Here is a 22,382-nt window from a genome sequence, read left to right as displayed (position 1 = left end):
GCCCCTCAGTATCCCCTCACGGCAGCCGGCAGCACCCGCGCCAGCGACTCCAGCGAGCCCAACGCGTCGGCGCCGACCGGTGCGAGGACGACGGTCGTGGCGCCGGCCGCGTGGCGGGCCGCGATGGCCTGACGCGCCTGCGCGGCCGTGCCCGCGATGGCGAGGGTGCGGACCCACTCGGCGGGGAGGGTGCGGGCGAACTCGGCGCCGTCGGGGCTGGCCGCGCGGTGGGTGCGGAGGTCGGCGGCGAACGGGAGGGGGTCGAGGTGGGCGGCCCAGTCGGGTTCGCCGATCGCGGCCAGGCCGGGCCGGACCTGGTCGAGCGCGGCGCTCTCGTCCTCGTCGACCGCGGCGGCGTCGTAGGTGACGACGGTGGCCTCGGGGCCGAGGTGGAGGCGTGAACTCGCGATGTACGCGGGGGTGGCGGGTTCGGCCAGCAGCAGCCCGTCGGCGACTTCGCCCGCTGCGGCCTGCGACTTGGGGCCGCGCACGCCGAGGACGACGGGCGGCACCACGTCCGGGAGTTCCGTCAACTGGACGCCCTCGCACCGCACGTAGCGTCCGCCTGCGGGGCCGGGCTCGCCGCGCAGCAGGGTGCGCAGCGCGGTCGCGTACTCCTTGAGCAGGGTGAGGGGGCTGGCGGGCCAGGCGCCGGCGCCGCGCATCCAGCCGGGCATGCCGTGGCCGATGCCGGCGGTCACCCGGCCCGGGTGGAGCTGGGCGAGGGTGGCGAGTTCCATGGCGGCGAAGCAGACGTTGCGGGCGCCGGCGGGCATGATGCCGATGCCGACGGTGATCCGGTCGGTCACGGCCAGTGCGGTGGCGGCCTGGGCGACGCCGCCCCGCCAGCCGAGGTCCTCGACCACCCACAGTTCGTCGAAGCCCAGCTGTTCCGCCCGGCGCGCGTACGGGATCAGGTCGTGGGCGGGCAGGTCGCGGGGCAGCATGACGCCGACCCGGCCTCGGACGGCGGCGCTGGCGGTGCTGGCGGTGCTGGGCATCGGGGGCTCCTCAGGTGCGCGGAACGGTCACCTCCGCGCCGCCGGCGCGGAAATCCGGTGATCGTACCGCCAGCCCCCGATGACCCCCGTCAAAGCGTCGCACCCACCTGCTCGGCCGCCACCGGCTGGTCGCCGACCACCACCGGCGCCCGCCGGTCGGCGATCCACGACCCGACGGCGATCAGGAAGCCGATCATCGCCAGCCCGGCCCCGACCAGCGTCGGCGACGTCCAGCCGAGGCCGGCCGAGAGCGCGAGTCCGCCGAAGTACGCGCCCTGCCCGTTGGCCACGTTGAACGCGCCCTGGACGGTCGCGGAGGCCAGTGTGGGCGCCTTGCGGGCCTTGTCGATCACCAGGGTCTGCACGGTCGGGACGACCGCGAACCCGGCCATGCCGATCAGCACCACCGTCAGGGCGGCCGACCAGCGGGCGTGCGCGGTGACGGCGAACAGCGCGAGCGCGCCGGACATCGCGAGCAGCGCGCCGCACAGGGCGGGGCGCAGCGCGCGGTCGGCCGCGTAGCCGCCGATGACGTTGCCGATGGTCATGCCGACGCCGAACAGGGCGAGGATCAGGGTGACGGAGGAGTCGGCGAAGCCGGCCACCTCGGTGAGGGTGGGGGTGATGTAGCTGTAGCAGGCGAACAGTCCGGCGCAGCCGAAGACCACGGTGGCGAGGGCGAGCCAGAGTTGTCCGCTGCGGAAGGCGGAGAGTTCGCTGCGCAGTCCGGCGCCGGGGTGGGCGGGCAGCTGCGGGACGAGGCGGGCGATGGCGACGGTGCCGAGCAGGCCGACGGCGACCACGACGAGCATGGCGGCGCGCCAGCCGAGGTGCTGGCCGAGCAGGGTGGCGGCGGGGACGCCGACGATGTTGGCGACGGTCAGGCCGGAGAACATCACCGAGATGGCGCGGGCCCGCAGGTGCGGGGCGACCAGTTCGGCGGCGGCGACGGCGCCCGCGCCGAAGAACGCGCCGTGCGGCAGGCCGGTGATCAGCCGGGCGGCGGCGAGGAAGGCGAAGTTCGGGGCGAGCGCGCACAGCAGGTTGCCCGCGGTGAACAGCGCGACCAGGCCCACCAGGACGGCCTTGCGGGGCAGTCCGGCGGTGCGGGCGGTGAGCAGCGGGGCGCCGATCACCACGCCGGCCGCGTACGTCGAGATCAGCCACCCGGCCTGCGGGATGGAGACGTCCAGGCTGTGGGCGATCTGCGGGAGCAGTCCCATGGCGGCGAACTCGGTGGTGCCGATGGCGAACGCGGTGATGGCGAGGGCGACGAGCGCCAGGGGCATGGGGGTGCTCCACAACGAGGGGGTCAGTAGGTGCACCGACGGTATGTCAACGTTGTCAGCGCCAACCGATCCTACCGGGCCCCGCCCGTGGAGCACCCCCGCCGTCCGCGTACCGGGCGAAGGGCACGCTTCCTCGGAAAATCGTTTGCCGCCGGCCGGGCGGGCCGGAATCATCCGGACGATGAGCGAGCAACTTCCCGAGCGCTGGACGAAGGCGGGCGTGTACCCCGACATGTGGGTGGACCCGGACGACGATCCGCGCAACACGAACGGATCGGCGCCGGACGGCGAACTGGCCACGTTCCAGGACTACTTGACGAACTACCGGCTGACGCTGCGGATGAAGTGCGAGGGCCTGTCGCCGGAGCAGCTCGCCCACCGCTCCGTCCCGCCGTCCACCATGTCGCTGCTGGGCCTGATCCGGCATCTCGCCGAGGTGGAGCGCGACTGGCGCAACTGGATCGCCCCGGGCGAGCCGGCGCCCAAGCTGTACGGCGATCCGGACGGCGACTTCGAGGGTGCGCTGCCCGAGCGGTCGGTGGTGGACGGCGCGTTCGCCGACCTGGAGCGCGAACAGGCCGACACCGACGCCGAGTTCGCGAAGTTCCCGGACTTGGGCGCCCGGATCGGCCGCGACCACGACCCGGTCCGCGCCCTGTGGGTGCACCGCATCGAGGAGTACGCCCGCCACTGCGGCCACGCCGACCTGTTGCGCGAGCGCGTCGACGGCCGCACCGGCCAGTAGTCCCCGCGCGGCCCGAAAACCATGTGCGCGCGGGCGGCCCCTGCCGTTAGCGTCGGACGTTTCCCGGAAATCGGACGCGGCATGGGGTGAAGCGGGATGAAGCGGACCGGCGGGCTGGGTCGGGCGTTCGGGGTGCTGTGGTCGGCGTCGGCGGTGTCGACGCTCGGGGACGGGATCGTCGCGGCGGCGGCCCCGCTGCTGGTGACGTCGCTGACCAGGGATCCGGTGCTGGTCGGCCTGTCGGTGTTCGTCCAGCAGCTGCCGTGGCTGCTGCTGGCCCCGGTGAGCGGCGTGCTGGTGGACCGGGTGGACCGGCGGCGGCTGACGGTGGCGATGAACGCGGCGCGGGCCGCGCTGACGGCGGTGCTGGCGGGCGCGGTGTTCGCGGGGGTGGCCTCGCTGCCGCTGATCTACGCGGTGGGTCTGCTGCTGGGTGCCTGCGCGGCGCTGGGCGACAACGCGTCCGCCGTACTGCTGCCCGCGCTCGTCCCGTCCGAGCAGCTGCCACGCGCCAACTCCCGGATGTTCGGGGCCTATACGGTGCTCAACAAGCTGTGCGGCCCGCCGCTGGGCGCGGCGCTGTTCGGGGTGGCGGCCGGTGTGCCGATGACGGTCGACGCGCTGAGTTTCGCCGGCGCGGCCGTGCTGATCTCGATGCTGCCGCCGGTGCCGGGCAAGCAGCCGTCGGCGCCGGCGGCCGCCCGGGTGCCGGTGCGCCGCCAGTTCGGCGAGGCGGTGCGCTGGCTGTGGGCGAATCCGGCGGTACGGACGCTGACGCTCGCGCTGTGCCTGATGAACGTGACGCTGATCGCCGGGTTCTCGATCATGGTGCTGTACGCCCGTGAGCACCTGGGGCTGTCCCCGTTCGGCTACGGCGCGCTGATGTCGGTCGGGGCGGTGGGCGGCCTGCTGGGGGCGGCGATCGCGCCGCGGCTTCAGGCCCGGTTCTCGTCCTCGGTGCTGCTGCGCACCGGCCTGGTGCTGGAGACGCTGACGCATGTCGGTCTGGCGCTGGCGGGTTCGGCGTGGGTGGCGGGCGCGGTGCTGTGGATGTTCGGCGTGCACGGCGCGGTCTGGATGAACGTGGACCGGACGCTGGTGCAGCGCTCGGTGCCGGACGAGCTGCGCGGCCGGGTGATGAGCGTCTTCATGGCGCTGGCGGTCGGCGGTTCGGCGCTGGGCGCGCTGCTCGGCGGCCCGCTGGCCCGCGCGTTCGGCCTGACCGGGCCGTTCTGGTTCTCGGCGGCGGTGATGGCGGTGCTCACGCTGTTCGCCTGGCGCCCGTTCAGCCGCAGCATCGACGGCTACGACGCGGCCCCGGCCGCGCCGCGGCCGGTGGCGGCCACCACCAACTGACGGCCGGTCCGGCCCTGCCTGCCGCCGCGGGCCGCCCCGGCTGGGATATACCTGCGGGCAGTATCGGCGGCGAGCGGGGCGAGGTGGGTGCGGGTGATCCGGCGTCGGGTGCTGGTCTCGGGCACGGTGCAGGGCGTGTTCTTCCGCGACTCCTGCCGGCAGGCGGCGTCCCAGTTGGGCATCGCCGGCTGGGTGCGCAACCTGCCGGACGGGCGGGTGGAGGCCGTGTTCGAGGGCGACGAGGCGCCGGTGGAGACGATGGTGGGCTGGATGCGGCACGGCCCGTCCCGGGCGGTGGTCGAGCACGTCGAGGTGATCGACGAGGAGTTGGAGGGCCTCCTCGTCTTCGCCATCACCGACTGAGGACGGCTACTGCTCCTGGTAGGTCCACACCTCGTCGGGGAACACCCGGGCGAACCAGTGGGGTTGGACGTCACGCAGCTTCAGGGTGCGCCAGCGGGTCGGGTCCTCGGGGACGGGGACGCCCACCTCGACGTCGGGGCCGTACGCGAACAGCCGCTCCTGGCAGACGCCGCACGGGGCGAGCACCCAGAACCCGCTGCCGTCGTCGGCGAAGGTGACGCACACCGAGGCCACCACCTTGCGGTCGCGCTTGTACGCCTCGCAGATCGCCCCGGTCTCGTGGCACAGCCGCACCGCGTTGTTGGGCGGCTCGGGCGCGGTGCTGGTCAGCACGGTGCCGTCGTCCAGCCGCAGCGCCGCGGCGCCGGCCCATTCCTGTCCGGGGAACCGGCGGCGGGTCAATTCGATTGCGGCATCGACGAGTTCTTGATCAACGGCCATGCCGGGAACGTTACCGGAGTGTGAAAACCCTTTGCGATCCGATTCCGGCCTTGACCACACTCCGGCCATGACGACCATCGACGACTCGAACCCGCCCGATCAACTCGCCGCCGTGAAGCGGGATCTGAAGCTGTACCTGCAGGACGCCCGGGACGCGCTGCTGTGGAAACTCGAGGGCCTGTCGGAGTACGACGTGCGCCGCCCGGTGACGCCGTCGGGCACGAACCTGCTCGGGGTGGTGAAGCATCTGACGGGCGCGGAGGCGGTCTACTTCGGCGAGACCTTCGGCCGTCCCTTCGACGGCGGGCCGGGCCTGTGGGTGGCGGGCGCCGCCGACGCCAACGACGATCTGTGGGCCCGCCCGGACGAGAGCCGCGAGGAGCTGATCGCCGAGTACCGCCGGGTCTGGGCGCATTCGGACGCGACCATCGACGACCTGCCGCTGGACGCCCTCGGCCAGGTCCCCTGGCCGCCGCGCCACCACCTCACGCTCGGCCGGATCCTGCTCCACCTGGTCGCCGAGACCCAGCGCCACACCGGCCAGGCCGACGTGGTCCGTGAACTCCTCGACGGCTCGACGGGACTGCGCCCGGGGGACGCCGTCCTCCCCGACGTCTCCCCCGACTGGTGGCCGGCCCACCACGCCCGGGTCGAGCAGGCCGCGCGCGAGGCCGCCCACGCGGCGGGCGAGAGCGTCCCGGACTGACAAGCGACCGCCGGCCGTCCCTCCGAGGGACGGCCGGCGGAACGAACAGGTGTCAGCTGTCGAAGCCGAGGCCCAGGGTGTCCATGGTCTTCAGCCACAGGTTGCGGCGGCCGCCGTTGCGGTCGGCGCGGTCCAGCGACCACTTGGTGATGCCGATGCCGGCCCAGCGGACGGGCTCGGGCGGGAACGGCAGCGGCTTGCGGCGGACCATCTCCAGCGTGGTGAGCTCGGTGTTCTTGCGGGCCAGCAGGTCGAGCATCACCTCGGCGCCGAACCGGGTCGCGCCGACGCCGAGGCCGGTGAAGCCCGCGGCGAGCGCGACCTTGCCGTGGTAGGCGGTGTCGAAGAACGCGGAGAACCGGGTGCAGGTGTCGATCGCGCCGCCCCAGGCGTTGGTGAACCGGAGCCCCTCGAGCTGCGGGAAGGTCTCGAAGAAGTGCCGGGCGAGGGTCCGGTAGGTCTGCGGCCGGTGGTCGTACTCGTTGCGGACCTTGGCGCCGTAGTGGTAGATGGCGTCGTAGCCGCCCCACAGGATCCGGTTGTCGGCGGACAGCCGGTAGTAGTGGAACTGGTTGGCGCTGTCGCCGATGCCCTGCCGGCCCTGCCAGCCGATCGAGGCCAGCTGCTCGTCGCTGAGCGGCTCGGTCATCAGCGCGTAGTCGTACACCGGCACGGTGTAGGGGCGGATCCGCTTGATCAGCGAGGGGAACACGTTGGTGCCGAGCGCGACCTGGCGGGCGAACACCCGGCCGTAGGGGGTGCGCACGGCCATGCCGGAGCCGGACTCGGCGATGTCGGTGGCCCTGGTGTGCTCGAAGATCCGGACGCCGAGGCTCTCGCAGGCCTGCTTCAGGCCCCAGGCGAGCTTGGCGGGGTGGACCATGCCCACGCCGTCCTTGTCCCACAGCGCGCCGAGGTAGGTCGGCGAGTTGACCTGGGCGCGGATCGCGTCGGCGTCCAGCAGCTCGTAGTCGCCGTACTGCTTGGCGAGTTCGTACAGCTCGGCGAGTTCCTCGACCTGGTGCGGCTCGGTGGCGACGTCGAGTTCGCCGGTGCGCTCCCAGTCGCAGTCGATGCCGTACGTGGTGATGGCGTCCTCGATGGACTGCAGGTTGCGGGCGCCGAGCTGTTCGAGGGCGGCGAGTTCGTCCGGCCAGCGCTCGTGGCCGTTGCCGAGGCCGTGGGTGAGGCTGGCGGCGCAGAAGCCGCCGTTGCGGCCGGAGGCGGCCCAGGCGATCTCCTGGCCCTCGATCAGGACCACGTCACAGCCGGGGTCGCGTTCCTTGGCGATCAGCGCGGTCCACAGGCCGCTGTAGCCGCCGCCGACGACCAGCAGGTCGCAGCGGACGTCTCCGGTGAGCGCCGAGTTGGCCTGCGGACGACCGGGGTCCTCCAGCCAGAACGGGGTGGGCTTGGCGTCCCGCAGGGCGTGTACGGGGTCCATGTTCTCGGTTCCTTGCCTTGGGAGGGTGGCCGGCCCGGCCGTGGGGGCGGCCGGGCTGGCTGCTGTGCCGTTCGCGGCGGTTATCGGTCCTCGTCCCCGGCCGCCTCCGGGCCGAGGTTGATGGTGTAGACCTTGCGGAGCGTCTCGTGGACGGTCCAGGTGGTGCGGTCGCCTTCGCGCAGCACCGCGAGGTCCCCGGGGCCGACCTCCAGGACGGGGCCGTCCTCGAAGGCGACGGTGGCCCGGCCGCTGAGGACGACGAACATCTCGTCGGCCTCGGTGTCGGTGACCACGCCGGGCGTGATCTGCCAGATCCCGCGGATCTGGCGGCCGTCGGCGGACTCCCAGACCACCTTGCCGGTGACCTCGGGGGTGCCGGAGACGATCTGCTCGGCATCGAGCGGCTCGGGTTCCAGCTCAACGTCCGGGACGTGCAGGGCGAAGCTGTTGATCATGCCTCGACGCTACCCGTTCCGGTGCCGGTGGCGGCCTTGTCACTGTGTGCCGGGTCCCACTGCGACCCTGACAGCCCGTAGGCGTCGCCGTGCACCGACCCGTTCGCGGCGGCGGCCCGGTCGAGCGCGGCGGACTCCTTGGCGGCCTTGCGCAGCGACAGCAGCGGGAAGAGCACCAGCGAGATGCCGACCACGATCAGGCAGAGCTTGACGGCCTTGCTGCCCTCCTCGTTGTACTGCTCGATGGCGGCCCAGACGCTGATCGAGGTCAGGCAGACGGTGATCAGGCCGACGCTCCACCAGCCGCCGGGGATCTTGTAGGGGCGCTCCAGCTCGGGCTCGCGGATCCGCAGCGCGATCAGGGCCGCGACCTCCAGCAGGATGCCGAGGTTGGTGAGGAAGACGTCGAAGATCACCAGCTTGCTGAAGCTGGAGAAGCAGAACAGCGCGTAGATGACGGACGATCCGATGATCGACGCGATCGGCATCTTGTAGCGCTTGCTCTCCTTGGATACCCACCTGGGCAGATAGCCGTCCTGCGAGAGGGCGGACGGGAGGCGCGAGTAGGAGGCGAGCAGCGCGGAGAACATCGCGACCGAGGCGAACAGGCCGCCGATGGTGACGGTGTACTGGAGCCAGGGGCCGGCCAGTTGGCCGGCGATGTCGGAGAACGAGCCGTCCTTCCAGTTCGTCCAGCCGTTGTCGCCGTCCGCGCCGACCGCGAGGGCGGCCACCGAGGGCAGCAGGTAGCCGACGACGATCAGCAGGACGGCCCAGAACAGCGCCTTGGGCAGGTGCTTCTTCGGGTTCTCCATCTCGCCGGCCACGGTGGAGACCGAGTCCCAGCCGGAGTAGTTCCACATCACGATGAACAGGCCGGAGCCGAAGGCGTTCCAGGTGGACTGGCCCTGTTCGGCGGTCAGTGGGGTGACCGGGTTGATGCCCTCGGTCAGCAGGTGGTAGCCGCCGATCGCGGTGAGGATCAGCATCGGGGTGAGGCAGATGATCGCGAACAGCACCGAGGAGTCGCCGACCCAGCCCGCGCCCATCAGGTTCAGCAGCGTGAAGATCACGATGACGCCGACGCAGATCACCCAGTTCAGGTCGATCTTCAGCCCGACGATCTCGAACAGCACGTGCTCGCCGGGGGCGACCGCGCTGATCAGGCTCGACAGGTACGAAGTGAACATGACCGGGTACAGCGCCATGTCGACGAAACTGCACACCCAGGCCAGTACGCCCTGCTGGAAGGCCCAGAACCGGCCGAGGCCGCGCTTGACCCAGTGGTAGTAGCCGCCCTCGACGGGGATGGCAGTGCCGAGTTCGGCGCAGACCAGGGCATGCGGAACGCTGTAGATCAACGGGGCGATCAGGATCAGCAGGATTCCCATGCCGGGCCCCGACGTCGAGAACAGCGGCTCGATGCCGTAGGCGCCGCCGGAGACGCTGAAGAAGATCAGGGCGACCAGGGGAACCAGGCTCACGCGCTTGGGCGTTGCCCACCGGGTCTCCGGCGGGGCCACGGGGATGGCGGTCATTTTCACCTTGGCAATCGGGTGTCGGCTCGGATGTCTGAGGTGCACGAGTCTGGCCGCCCCGTTGACGTAGGACAATCATTCAATCTGTCAGACGTCTTGTTGCCCCCCTGACACTCTGGTGGGCCCCGCGGGCAAATCCGGCAGGGCCCACATCACTGCTGGTCAGAGCTTGTCCGGACGGGTTCAGGCGGTGCAGCCGGAGTCCGCGAGCACGAAATACCCGGCCGAGGTCTCCTTCAAGGTGTGAACCACGAACAGGTTCCACAGCCCCATGTTCTGGTTGGAGCCGTTCGCATATGCGTACCCGCCGCTCTGGTGGGCGCGGCCCGCCGAGACCTGGTTGTAGTTGTTGTCGGTGTAGCACTTGGGCGTGAACACACTGCCGGTGGTGGTCCCCGTCACGGCCGAACTCGCCGCTCCCACCGCCCCGTTGGCGTCCACCGCCGCGACCGTCCAGGCGTACCCGGTGCCCGCGGTCAGCCCGGTGTCGGTGTAGGTGGTGCCGGCGCTGGTGCCGACCTGCGCGCCGCCCCGGTACACGGTGTAGGACGCCGCGCCCGGTACCGCGTTCCAGCTCAACGAGGCGGTGGTGTCCGTGGTGCCGGTGACGCTCAGGCCGCCCGGTGCGGGCAGCTGACCGTTGTTGCCGCTGCCGTCCAGACCCCAGAACAGACCGGTGTAGTACGACGAGCAGATGGTGTTCAGGAAGTAGGCGCCGGCCTGGCCGCAGTTGGCGGTGCCGCTGCCCGGACTGACCGGCAGACCGTGGCCCATCCCCGACACGCTGTACAGCTGCACCGCCGGCTTCCCGGCGCTGTCGTCGTACACGCTCAACGTGGTGCCGCCGGGCAGCGACCGGGTCGCGGACGCGGTCTGCGGGATGCCCCACACATTGGTCCACTGGTCACGCAGCTCGGTGGCGTTGACCGGCGCCACGGTGGTGTCCGAACTGCCGTGCCAGATCGCCACCCGCGGCCACGGCCCGGCCCAACCCGGGTTCGACGCCCGCACCTTGTCGCCCCACTGGGCGGGCGTCAGATTCTGGCTGGAGTTCTGACAGCCGGACGCGGCGGACTGCGTCGTCGCGCACTGCGCGGGCAGACCGGAGGCGATCGAACCGCCCGCGAACACGTCCGGGTAGTCGGCCAGCAGATCGGCCGCCATGCCCGCGCCCGCCGACAGGCCCGTCACGTACACCCGCGACGGGTCACTGCCGTACAGCGCCACCGCCTTGTCCACCATCTGCTTGACCGACAGCGCCTCGCCCTTGCCCCGGGTGTCCTTGGAGCTGTCGAACCAGGAGAAGCAGGACAGCATGTTGTTGGTCGAGTTGGTCTGCGGGAACACCACCGCGAAGCCCCAGCGGTCGGCGAGCTGCGCCCAACCCGAGTTGCCGTAGTAGTCGTTGGCGGTCTGGGTACAGCCGTGCAACGCCACCACCAGCGGCTTGCCGGTGGCCAGCCCGCTCGGGACGTAGCTGTACATCGCCAGGTTCCCCGGGTTGCTGCCGAACCCGGTGACCTGGCCGAGCGCCGCCGCCGAGGCCTGCGGGGCGCCGGTCAGCACACCTGCGGTCAGTACCGCTCCAGCGAGCAGTGCCTTTACCCAGTGTCCGATCCGTCCCTTGCCGAAGTGTCCTGCCATGTGGGGGCTCCGCTCTCGCCGTGTGCTCATCTGCCTTGAGTGGGGGGTGGCCGAGCACGTTTGGCGTGAATCATCGGCGCGGACCAGGTGGCCGCCCATGGCCCGGCGCACCACCGAGGGGCCGACTGGCATGGTGGCGGCGAACATTGAGGCACTCATCGGCTCCGCGCCGCGCCGATCATCCGACCGGGTCCGCCCACGGTCCGGCGTGGCGGCGGCCGTTGAGCCACTCATTCGCTCCGCGCCGCGTTGATCATTTGGCCGGTGCCGCCCGCCCGCGCCTCCCACACCCGGGCGCGCCGCCCGGGTAGCGTTCACCAGGCCATGCCCACGATCACCGACAAGTCGGATCCTTCGCGGCCGCGACCGGTCCTGACCGCCCTCACCCGCCTGTCCCCGTTCCTGCTGATCGCCCTCGCGGCGGCCGCCGACAGCGAAACCCCCGCCGGCCAGCGCTACGACCGTTTCGTGGTGGCCGCCCCCGCGCTCGCCGCCGCCAGCTGGGGCCCCGCCGGGACACTCGCCATCGGCGGCCTCGCCGTGCTCACCGAAGTGGTGCTGGCCCTGATCCGCGACCACAGTGTCGGCGCGGCCGGCGCCTCGGTGATCGCCGCGACCATCACCGTCACCCTGGCCGCCGCGTACACCGCCGCCCAACGGGTGCACCGCGAACGGGACCTGGCGATGGTCCGCTCGGTCGCGCAGACCGCCCAGGAGGTGGTGCTGCGTCCACTGCCCGACCGGATCAACAGCGTCGACCTCGCCCTCTACTACGCGGCCGCCGCCGAACAGGCCCAGATCGGCGGCGACTTCTACGAGGCCGTACGAACCCCCTTCGGGGTGCGGATCATCCTCGGCGACGTCCAGGGCAAGGGCCTCCCCGCCGTCGAGATGGCGGCCGCACTGCTCGGCTCGTTCCGCGAAGCCGCCTACGACTCCAAGGACCTCCCCGCCCTCGCCAGCCGCCTGGAGACCGGCCTGCACCGCTACGCCGAGCGGGCATCCTCACCCGACGCCGCCGAACGCTTCGCCACCGCCGTCCTGTTGGAGATCCCCGACGACCGCCCCGAGGCCCGCCTCCTCAACTGCGGCCACCCGCCACCCGTCCTGATCCAGCCCCACGGCGTCCGCCTCCTCGAACCCGAGGTCCCCCTGCCGCCACTCAACCTGTCCGCCCTGGTCGCCTCCGACTACCGCTCCGCGACCGTCCCCTTCGGCCCCGGCGACCGCGTCCTCCTCTACACCGACGGCGTCTCCGAAACCCGCGACCGCCACGGCGAGTTCTACCCCCTCCCCGACCGCCTCGCCCGCTGGACCACCGACCCCTCCCCCACCGTCCTCCACAACCTCCGCCGCGACCTCCGCCACTACGCCGGCGGCCCACCCGACGACGACCTCGCCGCCCTCCTCGCCACCCGCCACACCGAGCCCGACGGCCCGTCCGGGCACTGACGGACCGTCGATCCGTTCGACAAGGAGATCAGAACGGAACCGGCAGCCCGGCCTCGCGCAGCCGGGCCAGGGCCGCCGACATGCAGTGCTGCACCGTCCTCCCGTCCGCCCGGATGCCGTGCTCCAGGGGACCCCCGCTTGCGGCGAACGTCCACGCCGGTGCGTTGTCGGCCACCCGCTCGGCGTCCACCCTGATCATCGCGTTCACGCCCTGCTCGCCCAGCCATTCCAGGACGAGGAGCGTCACGTCCTCGATGCCACTGTCCTGGTCGGTCCTCGGCCCGCGGCCCTGGTCCATCGTCATAACCTCCGTGTTGGGATGACGCATGGCTGCATCTTCGCCCGGTGAGAACCCCGGCTGCCAGCACTTTACCCAGCGGCACCTGCACTGACGGGCAGGCGACCGGGCGGTAACCTCGGGGCCGTTGCCGTCCGACGAAGGAGATCCCGGTGTCCGAGGACCGTTCCGCTTCCCCGCTGCGGATCGTCGTGTTCGGGGCGGGCAGCGTCGGCTGCCGTCTCGGTGGGGCGCTGTCGGCCGTCGCCGAGGTGACGCTGATCGGGCGTCCGGCGGCGATGGCCGAACTCGACCGTGTGGGGCTGACGTTGACCGGGCCGGGCGACCGTCGGCTGCGGGCCCGGCCGGGTACCGCGGTGGACGCCTCGGCCGCTGCCGGGGCCGACTACGTGCTGGTGACCGTCAAGTCGTCGGACACCGCCGAGGCCGCCCGTGAGCTCGCCCCGCACCTGGACGAGCGGAGCACCGTGATCAGTTTCCAGAACGGGCTGCACAACGCCCGGCTGCTCGCCGAGGGTCTTCCGGGGCGCCGGGTGCTGGCCGGGATGGTTCCGTTCAACGTGGTCCGCACCGGGCCGGGCGCGTTCCACCAGGGCACCGACGGCCGCCTGATGCTCGAACGCGCCGACACCGCAGAGCGGTTCGCCGCCGTCTCGGAGGCGGCCGGGCTGCCGGTGGAGTTGCGTGGCGACATGCCGCAGGTGCAGGCGGCGAAGTTGCTGCTCAACCTGAACAACGCGGTGAACGCGCTGTCCGGGCGGCCGCTCCGCGAGCAACTCGGCAGCAGGCCGTACCGGTTGGTGCTGGCGCGGTGTCAGCGTGAGGGTCTGGCGGCGTTGCGGGCGGCGGGGCTGGTGCCGGCCCGGCTCGGTCCGGTTCCGGCGTCGTGGATGCCCGCCGTACTGAGGCTGCCGGACGGGCTGTTCCGGCGGCTCGCGGCGGCGAGTCTGCGGGTGGACGCGCAGGCCCGGTCCTCGATGTGGGAGGACCTGCAGCGTGGCCGCCGCACCGAGGTCGACGAACTCCAGGGCGAGGTGCTGGCCCTCGCCGCCCGGCACGGGCTGGCGGCGCCCGCGAACCGGCGGCTGCTGGAGCTGGTCCGGGAGGCCGAGTCCGCGCCGACCCCGCCGTCCTGGTCGGGGCCCGAACTGCTGGCCGCACTCGACACCCGGGCGCAGTGATCCTGCGGGGTCCGGCACTGACGGTGGCTCGATGTGACGTTCAGCCTCGGTACGGCAGCCCCCGCAACAGCACTTGCCGCGACGGCCGTCGAGGTCACCGGGACTGCTGATCGCCCGGCTGCCGCACCGTCACGTTGCTGGTCTCGACCCGGCCGATCTGCAGGGCGATGCCGTGCACGTCGGCGGTGATCTCGTTGTGGATGGTGGTCACCTCGATGCGCGGCCCGGCGCCCTGCGGGGCGATCTCGTCGAGCAGGGCGCGCAGTTCGGCGACGGCGGTCGGGTCCTCGCGCAGGACGGTGAGCAGCCGCTGTTCCCAGTCCTGCCGGACGTTCTCGCGGACCGCGGGCAGGCCGTTCTCCTCGGCGTCGAGGACCTCGGCGTAGGCGAGTTCCATCCGGGCGTCCTCCACCCGGCTCTCCCGGCCGCGGGTGAGCAGCCGGCCGACCCGGTCGCGCACCTGCCCCCACAGGTCGGTGGCCACCGCGCCGACCAGCGCCGTCGCCCCGGAGGCCGCCAGTTCGGCCAGTTCGGTCCCCACCATGTCGTTGCCGCCCCTCGTTGTCCGTGTGCTGCTCCCCCTAGCCTAGTGACGCACACCGACCCCCGACGCCGCTTTCCCACCGGTACCGAAAGCTGACGCCATGACCACCGCGTGGACCACCCACGGTGTCGAGTTCCTCCCCGACACCGTCCGCAAGCGTTTCCGCCCGGACGCGGACGGCGACCCGGACCGCGAGTGGCGGGCGCTCACCCTGCTCGACCGGTACGCGCCGGGTCTGGCGCCGCGCCCGCTGTCGCTGGACGGGCGCACCGTCACCATGTCCAGGCTGCCCGGACTCCCGTTGCGCGGCACCGAGTTGACGACCGCGCACCTGGACGCCCTGGCCCTCGCCACCGACCGTCTGCTGCACGCCGTCCCGCCCGAGGAGGTGGCCGCACTCCCGGAGCGCCGCTGGTACGTCGGCGACTCGGTGGCCGCGATCCGCCGCCGCGCGGCGCTGCCCTCGCTGCCGGCACTGCCGGCAGTGGTGGCCGGGCTGCGCTGGCTGGCGGGCGCGGAGGCCTCGTTGTCAGCACCGTGGGCGCCGGTGCTCGGGCAGGCGGACGGGAACCTGGCCAACTTCCTCTGGGACGGCGCCGACGTCCGGCTGGTCGATTTCGAGGACTCGGGGCGCAGCGACCGCCCGTACGAGCTCGCCGAGTTGGTCGAGCACCTCTCGGCGTGGGTGGACACCGACCTGGACGCGGCGGCGTTCCTCGGCCGGTTCACGCTCTCTCCCGCCGAGCAGGCCCGGCTGCTCGAGTGCCGGCGCCTGTTCGCCCTGCTGTGGCTGGTGTTCCTGGCCACCGACCCGGCGACGGCGGCCCGCAACCCGCCGGGCACCACCGAGCGGCAGGCCGCCCGCCTGCTGGCTCTGCTGGACTACTGAAGGGTCTTCTTCAGCACCGTGGAACTGTGCCGGACCGTCATGCCGACCTTCAGGTAGAGGTCGAGCGCGCCGGTCCCGGAGTGCGTCCACAGGGTGCAGCTGCGCAGGCCGGCGGCGCGGCAGGCGCGGAAGGTGTGGCGCAGCAGGTGGCGGGCGATGCCGCGGTGGCGGTGGCCGCCGTGGACGGCGACGTTCTCCACGTAGCCCTCGCCGGTGTCGGGCAGGTCGAGGGCGAGGGCGGCGCCGACCAACTGGCCGTTGGCGGCGAAGGCGAGCGGGGAGCGGTCGGCGGCGAAGCTGGGGCGGCGCACGGTGTGGGCGGCCCATTCGTCGAAGTCCTTGCGGCGCTGCTGCCATTCGTCGAAGGCGTCCTCGATGAGCCGGTGCGTGGCCTGCTCGTCCGCCGGATCGCCGGCCCGGAAGGGGCGGACGGTGATGCCCTCGAGTGCGGGCGGCAGCTGCTCGGGCAGGTCGTCGAGGTCGATGGCGAGCAGCCAGCTGGTGACGGCGGGGCGGAAGCCGTGGGCGTGCAGCAGGGCGGTGGCGGCCGTGTCGCGGTCGGGGACGACGTGGGCGAGTTCGGCGGTGCCGCGTTCGCGGGCCCGCTGTTCGATCCAGCGCAGCAGTGCGGTGCCGATGCCGCGGCCGCGGTGGTCGGGGTGCACGTCGGCGTCGGTGCGCCGGTCCGTCCAGGCCCAGCCGGCGAGTCGCCCGTCGGGGGCGTGCACCAGCAGGGTGTCGGTGGCCGGGTCGAGTCCGGGGCGGGCGAACACGGCGGCGAGCGCGCCGGCGTCGGTGGTGGCCGTGCCGTCGAGGGCGCGTTCGCAGGTGTGGACGAGGTCCCGGACGGCGGGGAGGTCGGTGGCCGGATCGATCGGCCGTGCGGTGTGGCCGGGAGGAAGTTCGACCTGCGCCATGGGGATTCCCTTCGGTGGTGCGGACGGGGTGTCAGCCGGTGGTGACGCGCAGCGGTGCGGGCAGGTGCGGGGCGTCAGCCGGTGGTGACGCGCAGCAGTGCGGGCAGCTGCCGCATGTCGGAGAAGAGTACGGTGCCCGGGCCGGTGAGCGCGTCCGCGCCGGTGGGTCCGCCGGTGTAGCCGAAGCAGCGCATGCCTGCGGCGCGGGCGGCCCGGGTGCCGGGGCCGCTGTCCTCGACCACGGCGCACACCTCCGGGGCGAAGCCCATCCGCTGCGCGGCGTGCAGGAACAGGTCGGGGGCGGGCTTTCCGCGTTCCACCTCGGTGGCGCTGAAGATCCGTCCCTCGAAGTGCTCGTACAGGCCGGTCCGGCCGAGGGTGTGCCGCATCTTGTCGTGCGTCCCGCTGGAGGCGACGCAGGACGGCAGGCCGAGCGCGGCGAGTGCCTCCACGATGCCGTCCACCGGCTCCAGTTCGGTGTCCACCAGCTCGCGGTGCCGCTGTTCGAAGCGCTGCTCCCACTCGGCGGCGACGGTCTTGCCGAGGCGCTCGACGACCACCTGCCAGCCGGCGGCGTGCGAGCGTCCGATGAAGTGCCGCACCACCTCGGCCTCGGTGAGCGGCCAGCCGAGCTGCGCGCCGACCTCCTGCTGAACGCGTACCGCGATCCGCTCGCTGTCCACCAGGACGCCGTCGCAGTCGAAGATCACCAGTTCGACAGGCTTGCTGTTCGAGTCGATCATCCGCTCAGCATATTTCTCACTGCCCGAACGATCGTGCGGCCAACGGAAATTGAGTTGCCGTCGGGGCGTGGCCTCGATCACGATCACCGCATGGACTTTTAGCGGATGCCACGCATCGGGGCCTGGCAGGCCCTGACAGCCGACCTGTCGCGCGACCGACCTCGCGGCCCCCAGCGGGGCGATGCATCGCGCCCTCGTGTGCACCCGCCGACCCGCGGGGGCCCGCTCCGGCCTACGCGCCGGCCGCTGAGCGCTCCCGCCCAGCCCTGAAAGCCACCCCATCCTCATGCATACCGAACGCAAGGCCCTGTGGGCCGTGCGCCAGTCCCTCCTGCCCGCCGTCCAGTGGCCGCACGGGGAGGCCCTCGGGGCGTAACCACCACCGCGACACGGCCTCCCGGACCACCGCCGCCCGGGAGGCCGTGCCCAACTGCTCGCTCTCAGCCGAGCGTCAGCCAGGTGATCCCGGCGCGCTTCACCTCGGCCCGCTCGGCGGCGTCCAGCTCGGCACGGCCGGTGGCTTTGCGCAGCAGTGTTGCCCGGTCCCAGCCGAGCGCCTTGCGGACGGACGGACCGTCGGCGTCCGTGAGCAGTAGGTCTTCCAGGACGTCCGAGGCCTGGTTCGTCAGCCAGGCCGGGCGGTCGAGCGCGTCGGCCAGGTCGAGGCCGTGGACGGCGAGTTCGACCACTCGGGTGATCATGAACTCGGTGAGCAGCATCGGGTCGCCGTGCCGGGTCCGTACCACTCGCGTCGCGGATTCGGCCTCGAACCGGTCCGCCACGCCCCGCCAGGTCCGTTCGAACTCGCCGACCGGCTCGGTGCCGCCGGCCGTGTCGCGGGCGAGCGCGATCCGCGCGCTGTTGGTGGCCGCGTCGAAGCGCTCGTCCGGGCGGTAGTAGCCCACCGCCGTCACCTCGGCCCGCTCCGGTTCGGGCGCCGCCACCATCGCCTCCACCCGCCCGATCGCGACCCGGACGTGCGCCAGCAGCTCGACCACCGTCCACGGCTTGCACCGCGTGGCCCGCGCCCAGTCCGCGTCCCGCAGCCCGGCCATCGCTGCCCCGAGCGCCCCGGCCTCGGCCCGAAATGCCGTCCCCACCAGTTCAGTTCGCATACCGGCCCACGCTACCCGAACGCACCCGACGCCCTTCGGTCAGAGCGTGAGCGCCCCGGCCGGAGCGCCAAGCCTGCGGCCGTACCCGGCAGGTTGGCGCAGCGGCCGCGACCGGCTCACGGCTCAGGCCCGGGGCGGGGTGCGGATGGCCAGGACGGCCATGTCGTCGTGGCCGTCGCCGGGGTGCAGGTCCGCGAGGAGGTGGACCAGTTCGTCGAGTGGAAGGTCGGCGTGTGCGGCGGCGAGGGTGGCGAGGGCGGCGAGGCCCTCGTCGATGTCGCGGTCGGGGCGTTCGACCAGGCCGTCGGTGAAGAACAGGACGGTGGCGCCGCTGGGGAGCGGGTGGGTGTGGTCGGGGCGGTGCAGGGTGGGGTCGACGCCGATCGGGATGCCGGGTTCGCCTTCCAGGTACCAGGTGCGCCCGTCCGGCCCGAGGACGAGTGGCGGCGGGTGCCCGGCGGTGCTCCAGCGCATGGTCCAGCCGTCCCCGGCGGCGGGTTCGATCCGGGCCAGGCAGGCGGTGGTGACGGGCAGGTCGGTGATGGCCTCGACGGTGCGGTCGAGCTGGGTCAGCACCGAACTGGGCGGGCTGCGGCGGTCGTACAGCAGTGCGCGCAGCATGTTGCGGGCCTGGGCCATGGCGGCCGCGGCGTTCAGGTCGTGGCCGACGACGTCGCCGATGACGGCCGCGCATGCGTGGTCGGGCAGGATGACGGCGTCGTACCAGTCCCCGCCGACGCCGGCCGGGTCGGCGGCGGTGCGGTACGCGGCGGCCCCGGTGAACGGCGACAGGTCCGGCAGTGTGGGCAGCAGCATCCGCTGGAACTGCGCGGCGCTGTCCCGCATGTACCCGAACAGGCGGGCGTTCTCGATGGCGATGCCCGCCGCGCCCGCGAGTGCGTGCACCACCTCCTCGTCGGCCTGGTCGAACGGCCGCCCGTCCCGGCGTTCGGACAGGTACAGGTCGCCGTAGATCGCCCCTCGGACGGTGATCGCCACGCCGAGCAGCGTCCGCATCGGCGGGTGGCCCGGCGGGAAGCCGACCGACGCCGGATGCGCGGCGATGTCCGTCACCCGCAACGGTTCGGGGTGCCGGATGAGGTGCCCGAGCACCCCGCGTCCGCGCGGGAAGTCGACCCCGGCCAGATCCGCGCGTTCCTCCGGCGACAGCCCGGCCGTCACGAACTGCTCCAGCCGGTCCCCGGACGGCGCGAGAATCCCGAGCGCGCCGTACCGCGCGCCGGCCAGTTCCATCGCCGTGGTGACGATCCGGTGCAGCACCGTCGGCAGATCCAGGTCACCCCCGATGGCCAGCACCGCCGACAGCAGCCCCTGCAACCGGTCCCTGGCCTCGCCCAGCGCACGCAACTGCGCCGCGATGTCCTCCACCTGCTCGTTCATCGCCCCCACGGTAGCCACGACACCACCGTCCCCACCGGTCAACACGCGCTGCACGCCCCGGCCCGCGCCCGGTTTTCGCCGAGGACACCCGCCTGCGGGGACGGCACGGGCCCGCCGGCAGACGCGGTGGTGGCCCGGTTCGACAGGCTCAACTGCCGTGCGGCTCGCAGGAGGTCGACTTCAGGCGGCACTCGTCGAGGACCTGCGCCACCGCGGCCCGCGCCTCGTCCCCGTCCGCCAGTTCGACGAGCAGTTCGCCGGCCGCCACCAGGGCTTCCCAGAACTCCACCGGCCGGCCCCGCCCGGTACGCGGGCCGAAGCGCGCGAGCGAGCGCAGGACCGAGTCCAACTCGCCCTTCGCGAACCGGCGCGAGAGCCCGAGCGCGTGCCCGCTCCCCAAACCTCCCATGGCAGCCACCGCGGCCCGCAGCCGTTCCGCGACCGCCAGTTCCCGCGCGTCGAGTTGCCGGTGGATGTCGAACACGCCGACCGTCTCCAGCAGTTCGCCGTACAACGCCCCCTCACCGACCCGGAACTGGCTCTGCGCCACGTCCGGATGGCTCCGCAAACGCCGCCGCAACTCTGTCTCCGGGATCCCCATCGCCAGGCCGACCGCCACTGCCGCGTCCCACCACCGCACCGTCCGTGCGGCCAACTCGCCGCACACCACGGCCGGTTCCGCCCCCGACCGCAGCCGCTCCCGAGCCTCCTCGGCCAGGCTCCCGCCGTCCGCCACGCCCGTCTCCCGTCGCATTCGATCCGCTGCCGCTACCGCCGCGATCCCGCTTGCTCCCGGCTCTTCCCACTATGGTCTCGGCCCATGAGTACCGACATCGCGATCGCCCGCGAGGCGAATGACGAACTGGTGACCGCATTCGCCCGCCTGCTCCCCCAACTGTCCACTACAGCCGCGCCGTTGGACCATGACGCGGTCGCCCGCCTGGTGACCTGCGACTCGAACACGCTGCTGGTGGCCCGGCTCGACGGGGTGATCGTGGGTGTGCTGACGCTGGTCGTGTCGCCGCTGCCGTCCGGTCTGCGGGCCCGGATCGAGGATGTGGTGGTCGATGCCGCCGCCCGCGGACACGGCGTCGGTGCCGCACTGACCGACGAGGCCGTGCGGCTGGCGAAGGACGCGGGCGCCCGGACCGTCGATCTGACGTCCCGTCCGTCGCGGGGAGCGGCGAACCGCCTCTACGAGCGGGCCGGGTTCCGGACCAGGGACTCGACGGTCTACCGGTACACCGTCGCCGAGTAACTCGCCTGCCGGGGCTCAGAGTTCCGACGACGCAGCGAGAGCAACGCGAGGTCTCGCCGTCTCCCCCGGTGCAGGCACGCGCCGGGACATTCCCTGGTGCGCGCTGCCAGTCGGATCGCTGCGCGCCGGCAGCGACCCGGCCGGCCCTGCGGTCGGCCTCCGTTCCGGCCGGGAAGCCGAGGGCGGTCAGGTGGAGGCGAAGTAGCGGCGGGCGGTCGGCGTGCCCAGCGACGACCGGGCGGCCAAGGAGACCCCTGCCTGCGAGAGGGCGGCCAGGTGGGTCAGCCGCTCGCGCTCCCAGCCCGCGAGCCGCTCGTGCGGCAGGCCCCGGCCCGGTACCCATCCGCGCAGGGCAGTCGCGAGCGAGGCGGCGTCACCGACCGCCTTGGCGGCTCCCGAGGCGGTGTGGGGGCGCACCGTGCCGGCGGCGTCGCCGATCAGCGCGGCGTGGTCGGCGACCATCCGGTGGGGTGCGAGGTCGAAGATCGGCTGCATGAAGACCTTGGACAGCCTGACCAACTGCGCGAACGGCGCCGGCATCACCTGCTCCGCCGTGGCCGCCAGCTCGGCCTCGATCTGCGGCAGCAGTTCACCGGGCGGCAGGAAGGTCGAGTACGCCTTGCCCGAGCGGCTCGCCAGCAGCCTGGGCAGTTCGGTCTCCGGAACGGTCATGTGGCAGACCCAGTTGACCCGCCTGGACCCCTCGGTGCGTTCGCCGTTCGGGCCCGGGACGAGGTAGCACAGCATCTGCAGGCCGTCCGCGCCGAAGAAGGTGAACCTGCCGGCCAGCAGTTCCAGCAGCTCGCCGGGCAGCGCGGACTCCGGTTCCAGGCCTCGCCAGGACACGTACCCCGCGTACCTGGAGCGGGAGGAGGGGTCGAACAGCCGGCGGGTCGTCGAGCCGATTCCGTCGGCGCCCACCAGGAAGTGCCCCTGCGTCGTGTATCCGTCCGCGAACTCGGCCGTGACCTTGCCGTCCTCCACCCGGACGTGCCGCAGTGCGCTGTCCATCCGGTAGCAGACCTCGTCGAGGGGCACGCGCAGCGTGCGGTGGAGGACGTCCCACGCGCTCATCAACTGCGGGGCCTCGTAACGGGTGGGCCTGCCCCGGCGGTGCAGCCACTGGCGCTCCGTCAACTCGACGCTGACCTCTCGCGCGGAGCTGCCCAGCTTGGCCAGCAGCGCCTCCACCTCCGGTTGCATGACGATCCCGGCGCCGCGGGTCGCCATTCGGCCGCCCGAACGCTCGTACACCGCCACCTCGGCACCCGTACCCCGCAACTCGTGCGCCGCCGCGAGGCCCGCGAAAGACCCCCCGACGATCACCACCCTGGCTGCCTCGTCAGTCCGCATTGCATGCCTCTCTCCGCCACCGGCCCCGATGCCGCTGGACCATTCGATCTTGGGCCGCACCGCGAACCTCCCGCAACCCCAGGCCAGTTCGACCGGTGATCTGTGCGCAGAGGGGAAAATTCCGTGGGCGCGCGTGGACAAACAGGGCCGGAACGACCCGGCAGACTTCGCTCGGCGAACACACACGGCACGGCGCACCACCGCTCGACCTGCCGAGGCACCGGGTCTCCGTGGTGCCGGTGCTGGTGC

At 72.6% G+C, this 22,382-nt stretch carries 23 protein-coding genes; 8 read left to right on the top strand and 15 right to left on the bottom strand.

Features of this window, described 5'->3' with window-relative positions; translation table 11 throughout:
* Positions 1 to 5: 5 nt before the first annotated feature.
* Positions 6 to 1,001, bottom strand: a complete 996-nt coding sequence (locus tag ACGFWJ_RS07740; protein WP_392946327.1) for an LLM class flavin-dependent oxidoreductase — start codon at positions 999 to 1,001, stop codon at positions 6 to 8.
* Positions 1,002 to 1,090: 89 nt separating this feature from the next.
* Positions 1,091 to 2,290 carry an MFS transporter gene (locus ACGFWJ_RS07735; protein WP_392946324.1) on the bottom strand — a complete coding sequence of 400 codons (1,200 nt, stop codon included), beginning with the start codon at positions 2,288 to 2,290 and terminating at the stop codon, positions 1,091 to 1,093.
* Positions 2,291 to 2,471: 181 nt separating this feature from the next.
* On the opposite strand from ACGFWJ_RS07735, the gene ACGFWJ_RS07730 reads away from it, so the two are divergent.
* The 3 genes from ACGFWJ_RS07730 to ACGFWJ_RS07720 all read left to right on the top strand — a co-directional run bounded on the left by ACGFWJ_RS07730 (position 2,472) and on the right by ACGFWJ_RS07720 (position 4,754).
* Positions 2,472 to 3,035, top strand: coding sequence for a DinB family protein (locus ACGFWJ_RS07730; RefSeq protein ID WP_387649597.1), 564 nt, complete (start codon positions 2,472 to 2,474; stop codon positions 3,033 to 3,035).
* Positions 3,036 to 3,131: 96 nt separating this feature from the next.
* A complete protein-coding gene (locus ACGFWJ_RS07725) occupies positions 3,132 to 4,391 on the top strand; it encodes an MFS transporter (RefSeq protein WP_392946321.1) in 1,260 nt (419 codons plus the stop codon).
* Positions 4,392 to 4,484: 93 nt separating this feature from the next.
* Positions 4,485 to 4,754, top strand: a complete 270-nt coding sequence (locus ACGFWJ_RS07720; RefSeq protein ID WP_392946318.1) for an acylphosphatase — start codon at positions 4,485 to 4,487, stop codon at positions 4,752 to 4,754.
* Between the two features lie 6 nt (positions 4,755 to 4,760).
* Here the strand turns inward: ACGFWJ_RS07720 and ACGFWJ_RS07715 are convergent, their stop codons facing one another.
* A complete protein-coding gene (locus tag ACGFWJ_RS07715) occupies positions 4,761 to 5,195 on the bottom strand; it encodes a cytidine deaminase (protein WP_392946315.1) in 435 nt (144 codons plus the stop codon).
* Between the two features lie 67 nt (positions 5,196 to 5,262).
* Here ACGFWJ_RS07715 and ACGFWJ_RS07710 point away from each other — a divergent pair, with 67 nt between their 5' ends.
* A complete protein-coding gene (locus tag ACGFWJ_RS07710; RefSeq protein WP_387862286.1) occupies positions 5,263 to 5,901 on the top strand; it encodes a DinB family protein in 639 nt (212 codons plus the stop codon).
* A gap of 52 nt (positions 5,902 to 5,953) precedes the next feature.
* Here the strand turns inward: ACGFWJ_RS07710 and ACGFWJ_RS07705 are convergent, their stop codons facing one another.
* From ACGFWJ_RS07705 to ACGFWJ_RS07690, 4 genes are all read right to left on the bottom strand, one after another.
* Positions 5,954 to 7,345: an NAD(P)/FAD-dependent oxidoreductase gene (locus ACGFWJ_RS07705; RefSeq protein WP_392946313.1), complete on the bottom strand. Its 1,392-nt coding sequence runs from the start codon at positions 7,343 to 7,345 to the stop codon at positions 5,954 to 5,956.
* Between the two features lie 80 nt (positions 7,346 to 7,425).
* Entirely contained in the window at positions 7,426 to 7,800 is a 375-nt protein-coding gene (locus ACGFWJ_RS07700; RefSeq protein ID WP_387649612.1) for a cupin domain-containing protein, read from the bottom strand.
* Positions 7,797 to 9,284 carry an APC family permease gene (locus ACGFWJ_RS07695; RefSeq protein WP_392946310.1) on the bottom strand — a complete coding sequence of 496 codons (1,488 nt, stop codon included), beginning with the start codon at positions 9,282 to 9,284 and terminating at the stop codon, positions 7,797 to 7,799. Before ACGFWJ_RS07695 ends, ACGFWJ_RS07700 begins: the two co-directional genes overlap by 4 nt.
* Positions 9,285 to 9,521: 237 nt before the next feature.
* Positions 9,522 to 10,982: a PHB depolymerase family esterase gene (locus ACGFWJ_RS07690; RefSeq protein ID WP_392946307.1), complete on the bottom strand. Its 1,461-nt coding sequence runs from the start codon at positions 10,980 to 10,982 to the stop codon at positions 9,522 to 9,524.
* A 324-nt stretch (positions 10,983 to 11,306) separates the two neighbouring features.
* Here ACGFWJ_RS07690 and ACGFWJ_RS07685 point away from each other — a divergent pair, with 324 nt between their 5' ends.
* A complete protein-coding gene (locus ACGFWJ_RS07685; RefSeq protein ID WP_392946304.1) occupies positions 11,307 to 12,434 on the top strand; it encodes a PP2C family protein-serine/threonine phosphatase in 1,128 nt (375 codons plus the stop codon).
* A gap of 28 nt (positions 12,435 to 12,462) precedes the next feature.
* On the opposite strand, the gene ACGFWJ_RS07680 is transcribed toward ACGFWJ_RS07685, so the two are convergent.
* Entirely contained in the window at positions 12,463 to 12,762 is a 300-nt protein-coding gene (locus ACGFWJ_RS07680) for a hypothetical protein (protein WP_392946301.1), read from the bottom strand.
* A 122-nt stretch (positions 12,763 to 12,884) separates the two neighbouring features.
* On the opposite strand from ACGFWJ_RS07680, the gene ACGFWJ_RS07675 reads away from it, so the two are divergent.
* A complete protein-coding gene (locus ACGFWJ_RS07675; protein WP_392946298.1) occupies positions 12,885 to 13,913 on the top strand; it encodes a 2-dehydropantoate 2-reductase in 1,029 nt (342 codons plus the stop codon).
* A gap of 94 nt (positions 13,914 to 14,007) precedes the next feature.
* Here the strand turns inward: ACGFWJ_RS07675 and ACGFWJ_RS07670 are convergent, their stop codons facing one another.
* Positions 14,008 to 14,457 carry a hypothetical protein gene (locus ACGFWJ_RS07670; protein ID WP_392946296.1) on the bottom strand — a complete coding sequence of 150 codons (450 nt, stop codon included), beginning with the start codon at positions 14,455 to 14,457 and terminating at the stop codon, positions 14,008 to 14,010.
* 100 nt (positions 14,458 to 14,557) lie between these two features.
* Here ACGFWJ_RS07670 and ACGFWJ_RS07665 point away from each other — a divergent pair, with 100 nt between their 5' ends.
* Positions 14,558 to 15,346: a phosphotransferase family protein gene (locus ACGFWJ_RS07665; protein ID WP_392946294.1), complete on the top strand. Its 789-nt coding sequence runs from the start codon at positions 14,558 to 14,560 to the stop codon at positions 15,344 to 15,346.
* Here the strand turns inward: ACGFWJ_RS07665 and ACGFWJ_RS07660 are convergent.
* The 5 genes from ACGFWJ_RS07660 to ACGFWJ_RS07640 all read right to left on the bottom strand — a co-directional run bounded on the left by ACGFWJ_RS07660 (position 15,340) and on the right by ACGFWJ_RS07640 (position 20,258).
* Complete coding sequence (locus ACGFWJ_RS07660) at positions 15,340 to 16,263, bottom strand: GNAT family N-acetyltransferase (protein ID WP_392946291.1); 924 nt, start codon at positions 16,261 to 16,263, stop codon at positions 15,340 to 15,342. The two genes, ACGFWJ_RS07665 and ACGFWJ_RS07660, sit on opposite strands and share 7 nt — an antisense overlap.
* Positions 16,264 to 16,337: 74 nt before the next feature.
* Positions 16,338 to 17,006 carry an HAD family hydrolase gene (locus ACGFWJ_RS07655; protein ID WP_392946288.1) on the bottom strand — a complete coding sequence of 223 codons (669 nt, stop codon included), beginning with the start codon at positions 17,004 to 17,006 and terminating at the stop codon, positions 16,338 to 16,340.
* 440 nt (positions 17,007 to 17,446) lie between these two features.
* Positions 17,447 to 18,121, bottom strand: coding sequence for a maleylpyruvate isomerase N-terminal domain-containing protein (locus ACGFWJ_RS07650; protein WP_392946285.1), 675 nt, complete (start codon positions 18,119 to 18,121; stop codon positions 17,447 to 17,449).
* 123 nt (positions 18,122 to 18,244) lie between these two features.
* Positions 18,245 to 19,522, bottom strand: coding sequence for a PP2C family protein-serine/threonine phosphatase (locus tag ACGFWJ_RS07645; RefSeq protein WP_392946282.1), 1,278 nt, complete (start codon positions 19,520 to 19,522; stop codon positions 18,245 to 18,247).
* A 148-nt stretch (positions 19,523 to 19,670) separates the two neighbouring features.
* A complete protein-coding gene (locus ACGFWJ_RS07640) occupies positions 19,671 to 20,258 on the bottom strand; it encodes a hypothetical protein (RefSeq protein WP_392946279.1) in 588 nt (195 codons plus the stop codon).
* A gap of 84 nt (positions 20,259 to 20,342) precedes the next feature.
* Between ACGFWJ_RS07640 and ACGFWJ_RS07635 the strand changes: the two genes are divergently transcribed.
* Positions 20,343 to 20,780: a GNAT family N-acetyltransferase gene (locus ACGFWJ_RS07635; RefSeq protein WP_392946276.1), complete on the top strand. Its 438-nt coding sequence runs from the start codon at positions 20,343 to 20,345 to the stop codon at positions 20,778 to 20,780.
* A gap of 186 nt (positions 20,781 to 20,966) precedes the next feature.
* On the opposite strand, the gene ACGFWJ_RS07630 is transcribed toward ACGFWJ_RS07635, so the two are convergent.
* Positions 20,967 to 22,133, bottom strand: coding sequence for an FAD-dependent monooxygenase (locus ACGFWJ_RS07630; RefSeq protein WP_392946274.1), 1,167 nt, complete (start codon positions 22,131 to 22,133; stop codon positions 20,967 to 20,969).
* Positions 22,134 to 22,382: the final 249 nt, after the last annotated feature.

Origin of the sequence: Kitasatospora sp. NPDC048407 (genome assembly GCF_043200475.1) — a bacterium.
In the GTDB taxonomy this organism is placed as follows: domain Bacteria; phylum Actinomycetota; class Actinomycetes; order Streptomycetales; family Streptomycetaceae; genus Kitasatospora.
This window is presented reverse-complemented; position numbering and strand designations above follow the sequence as displayed.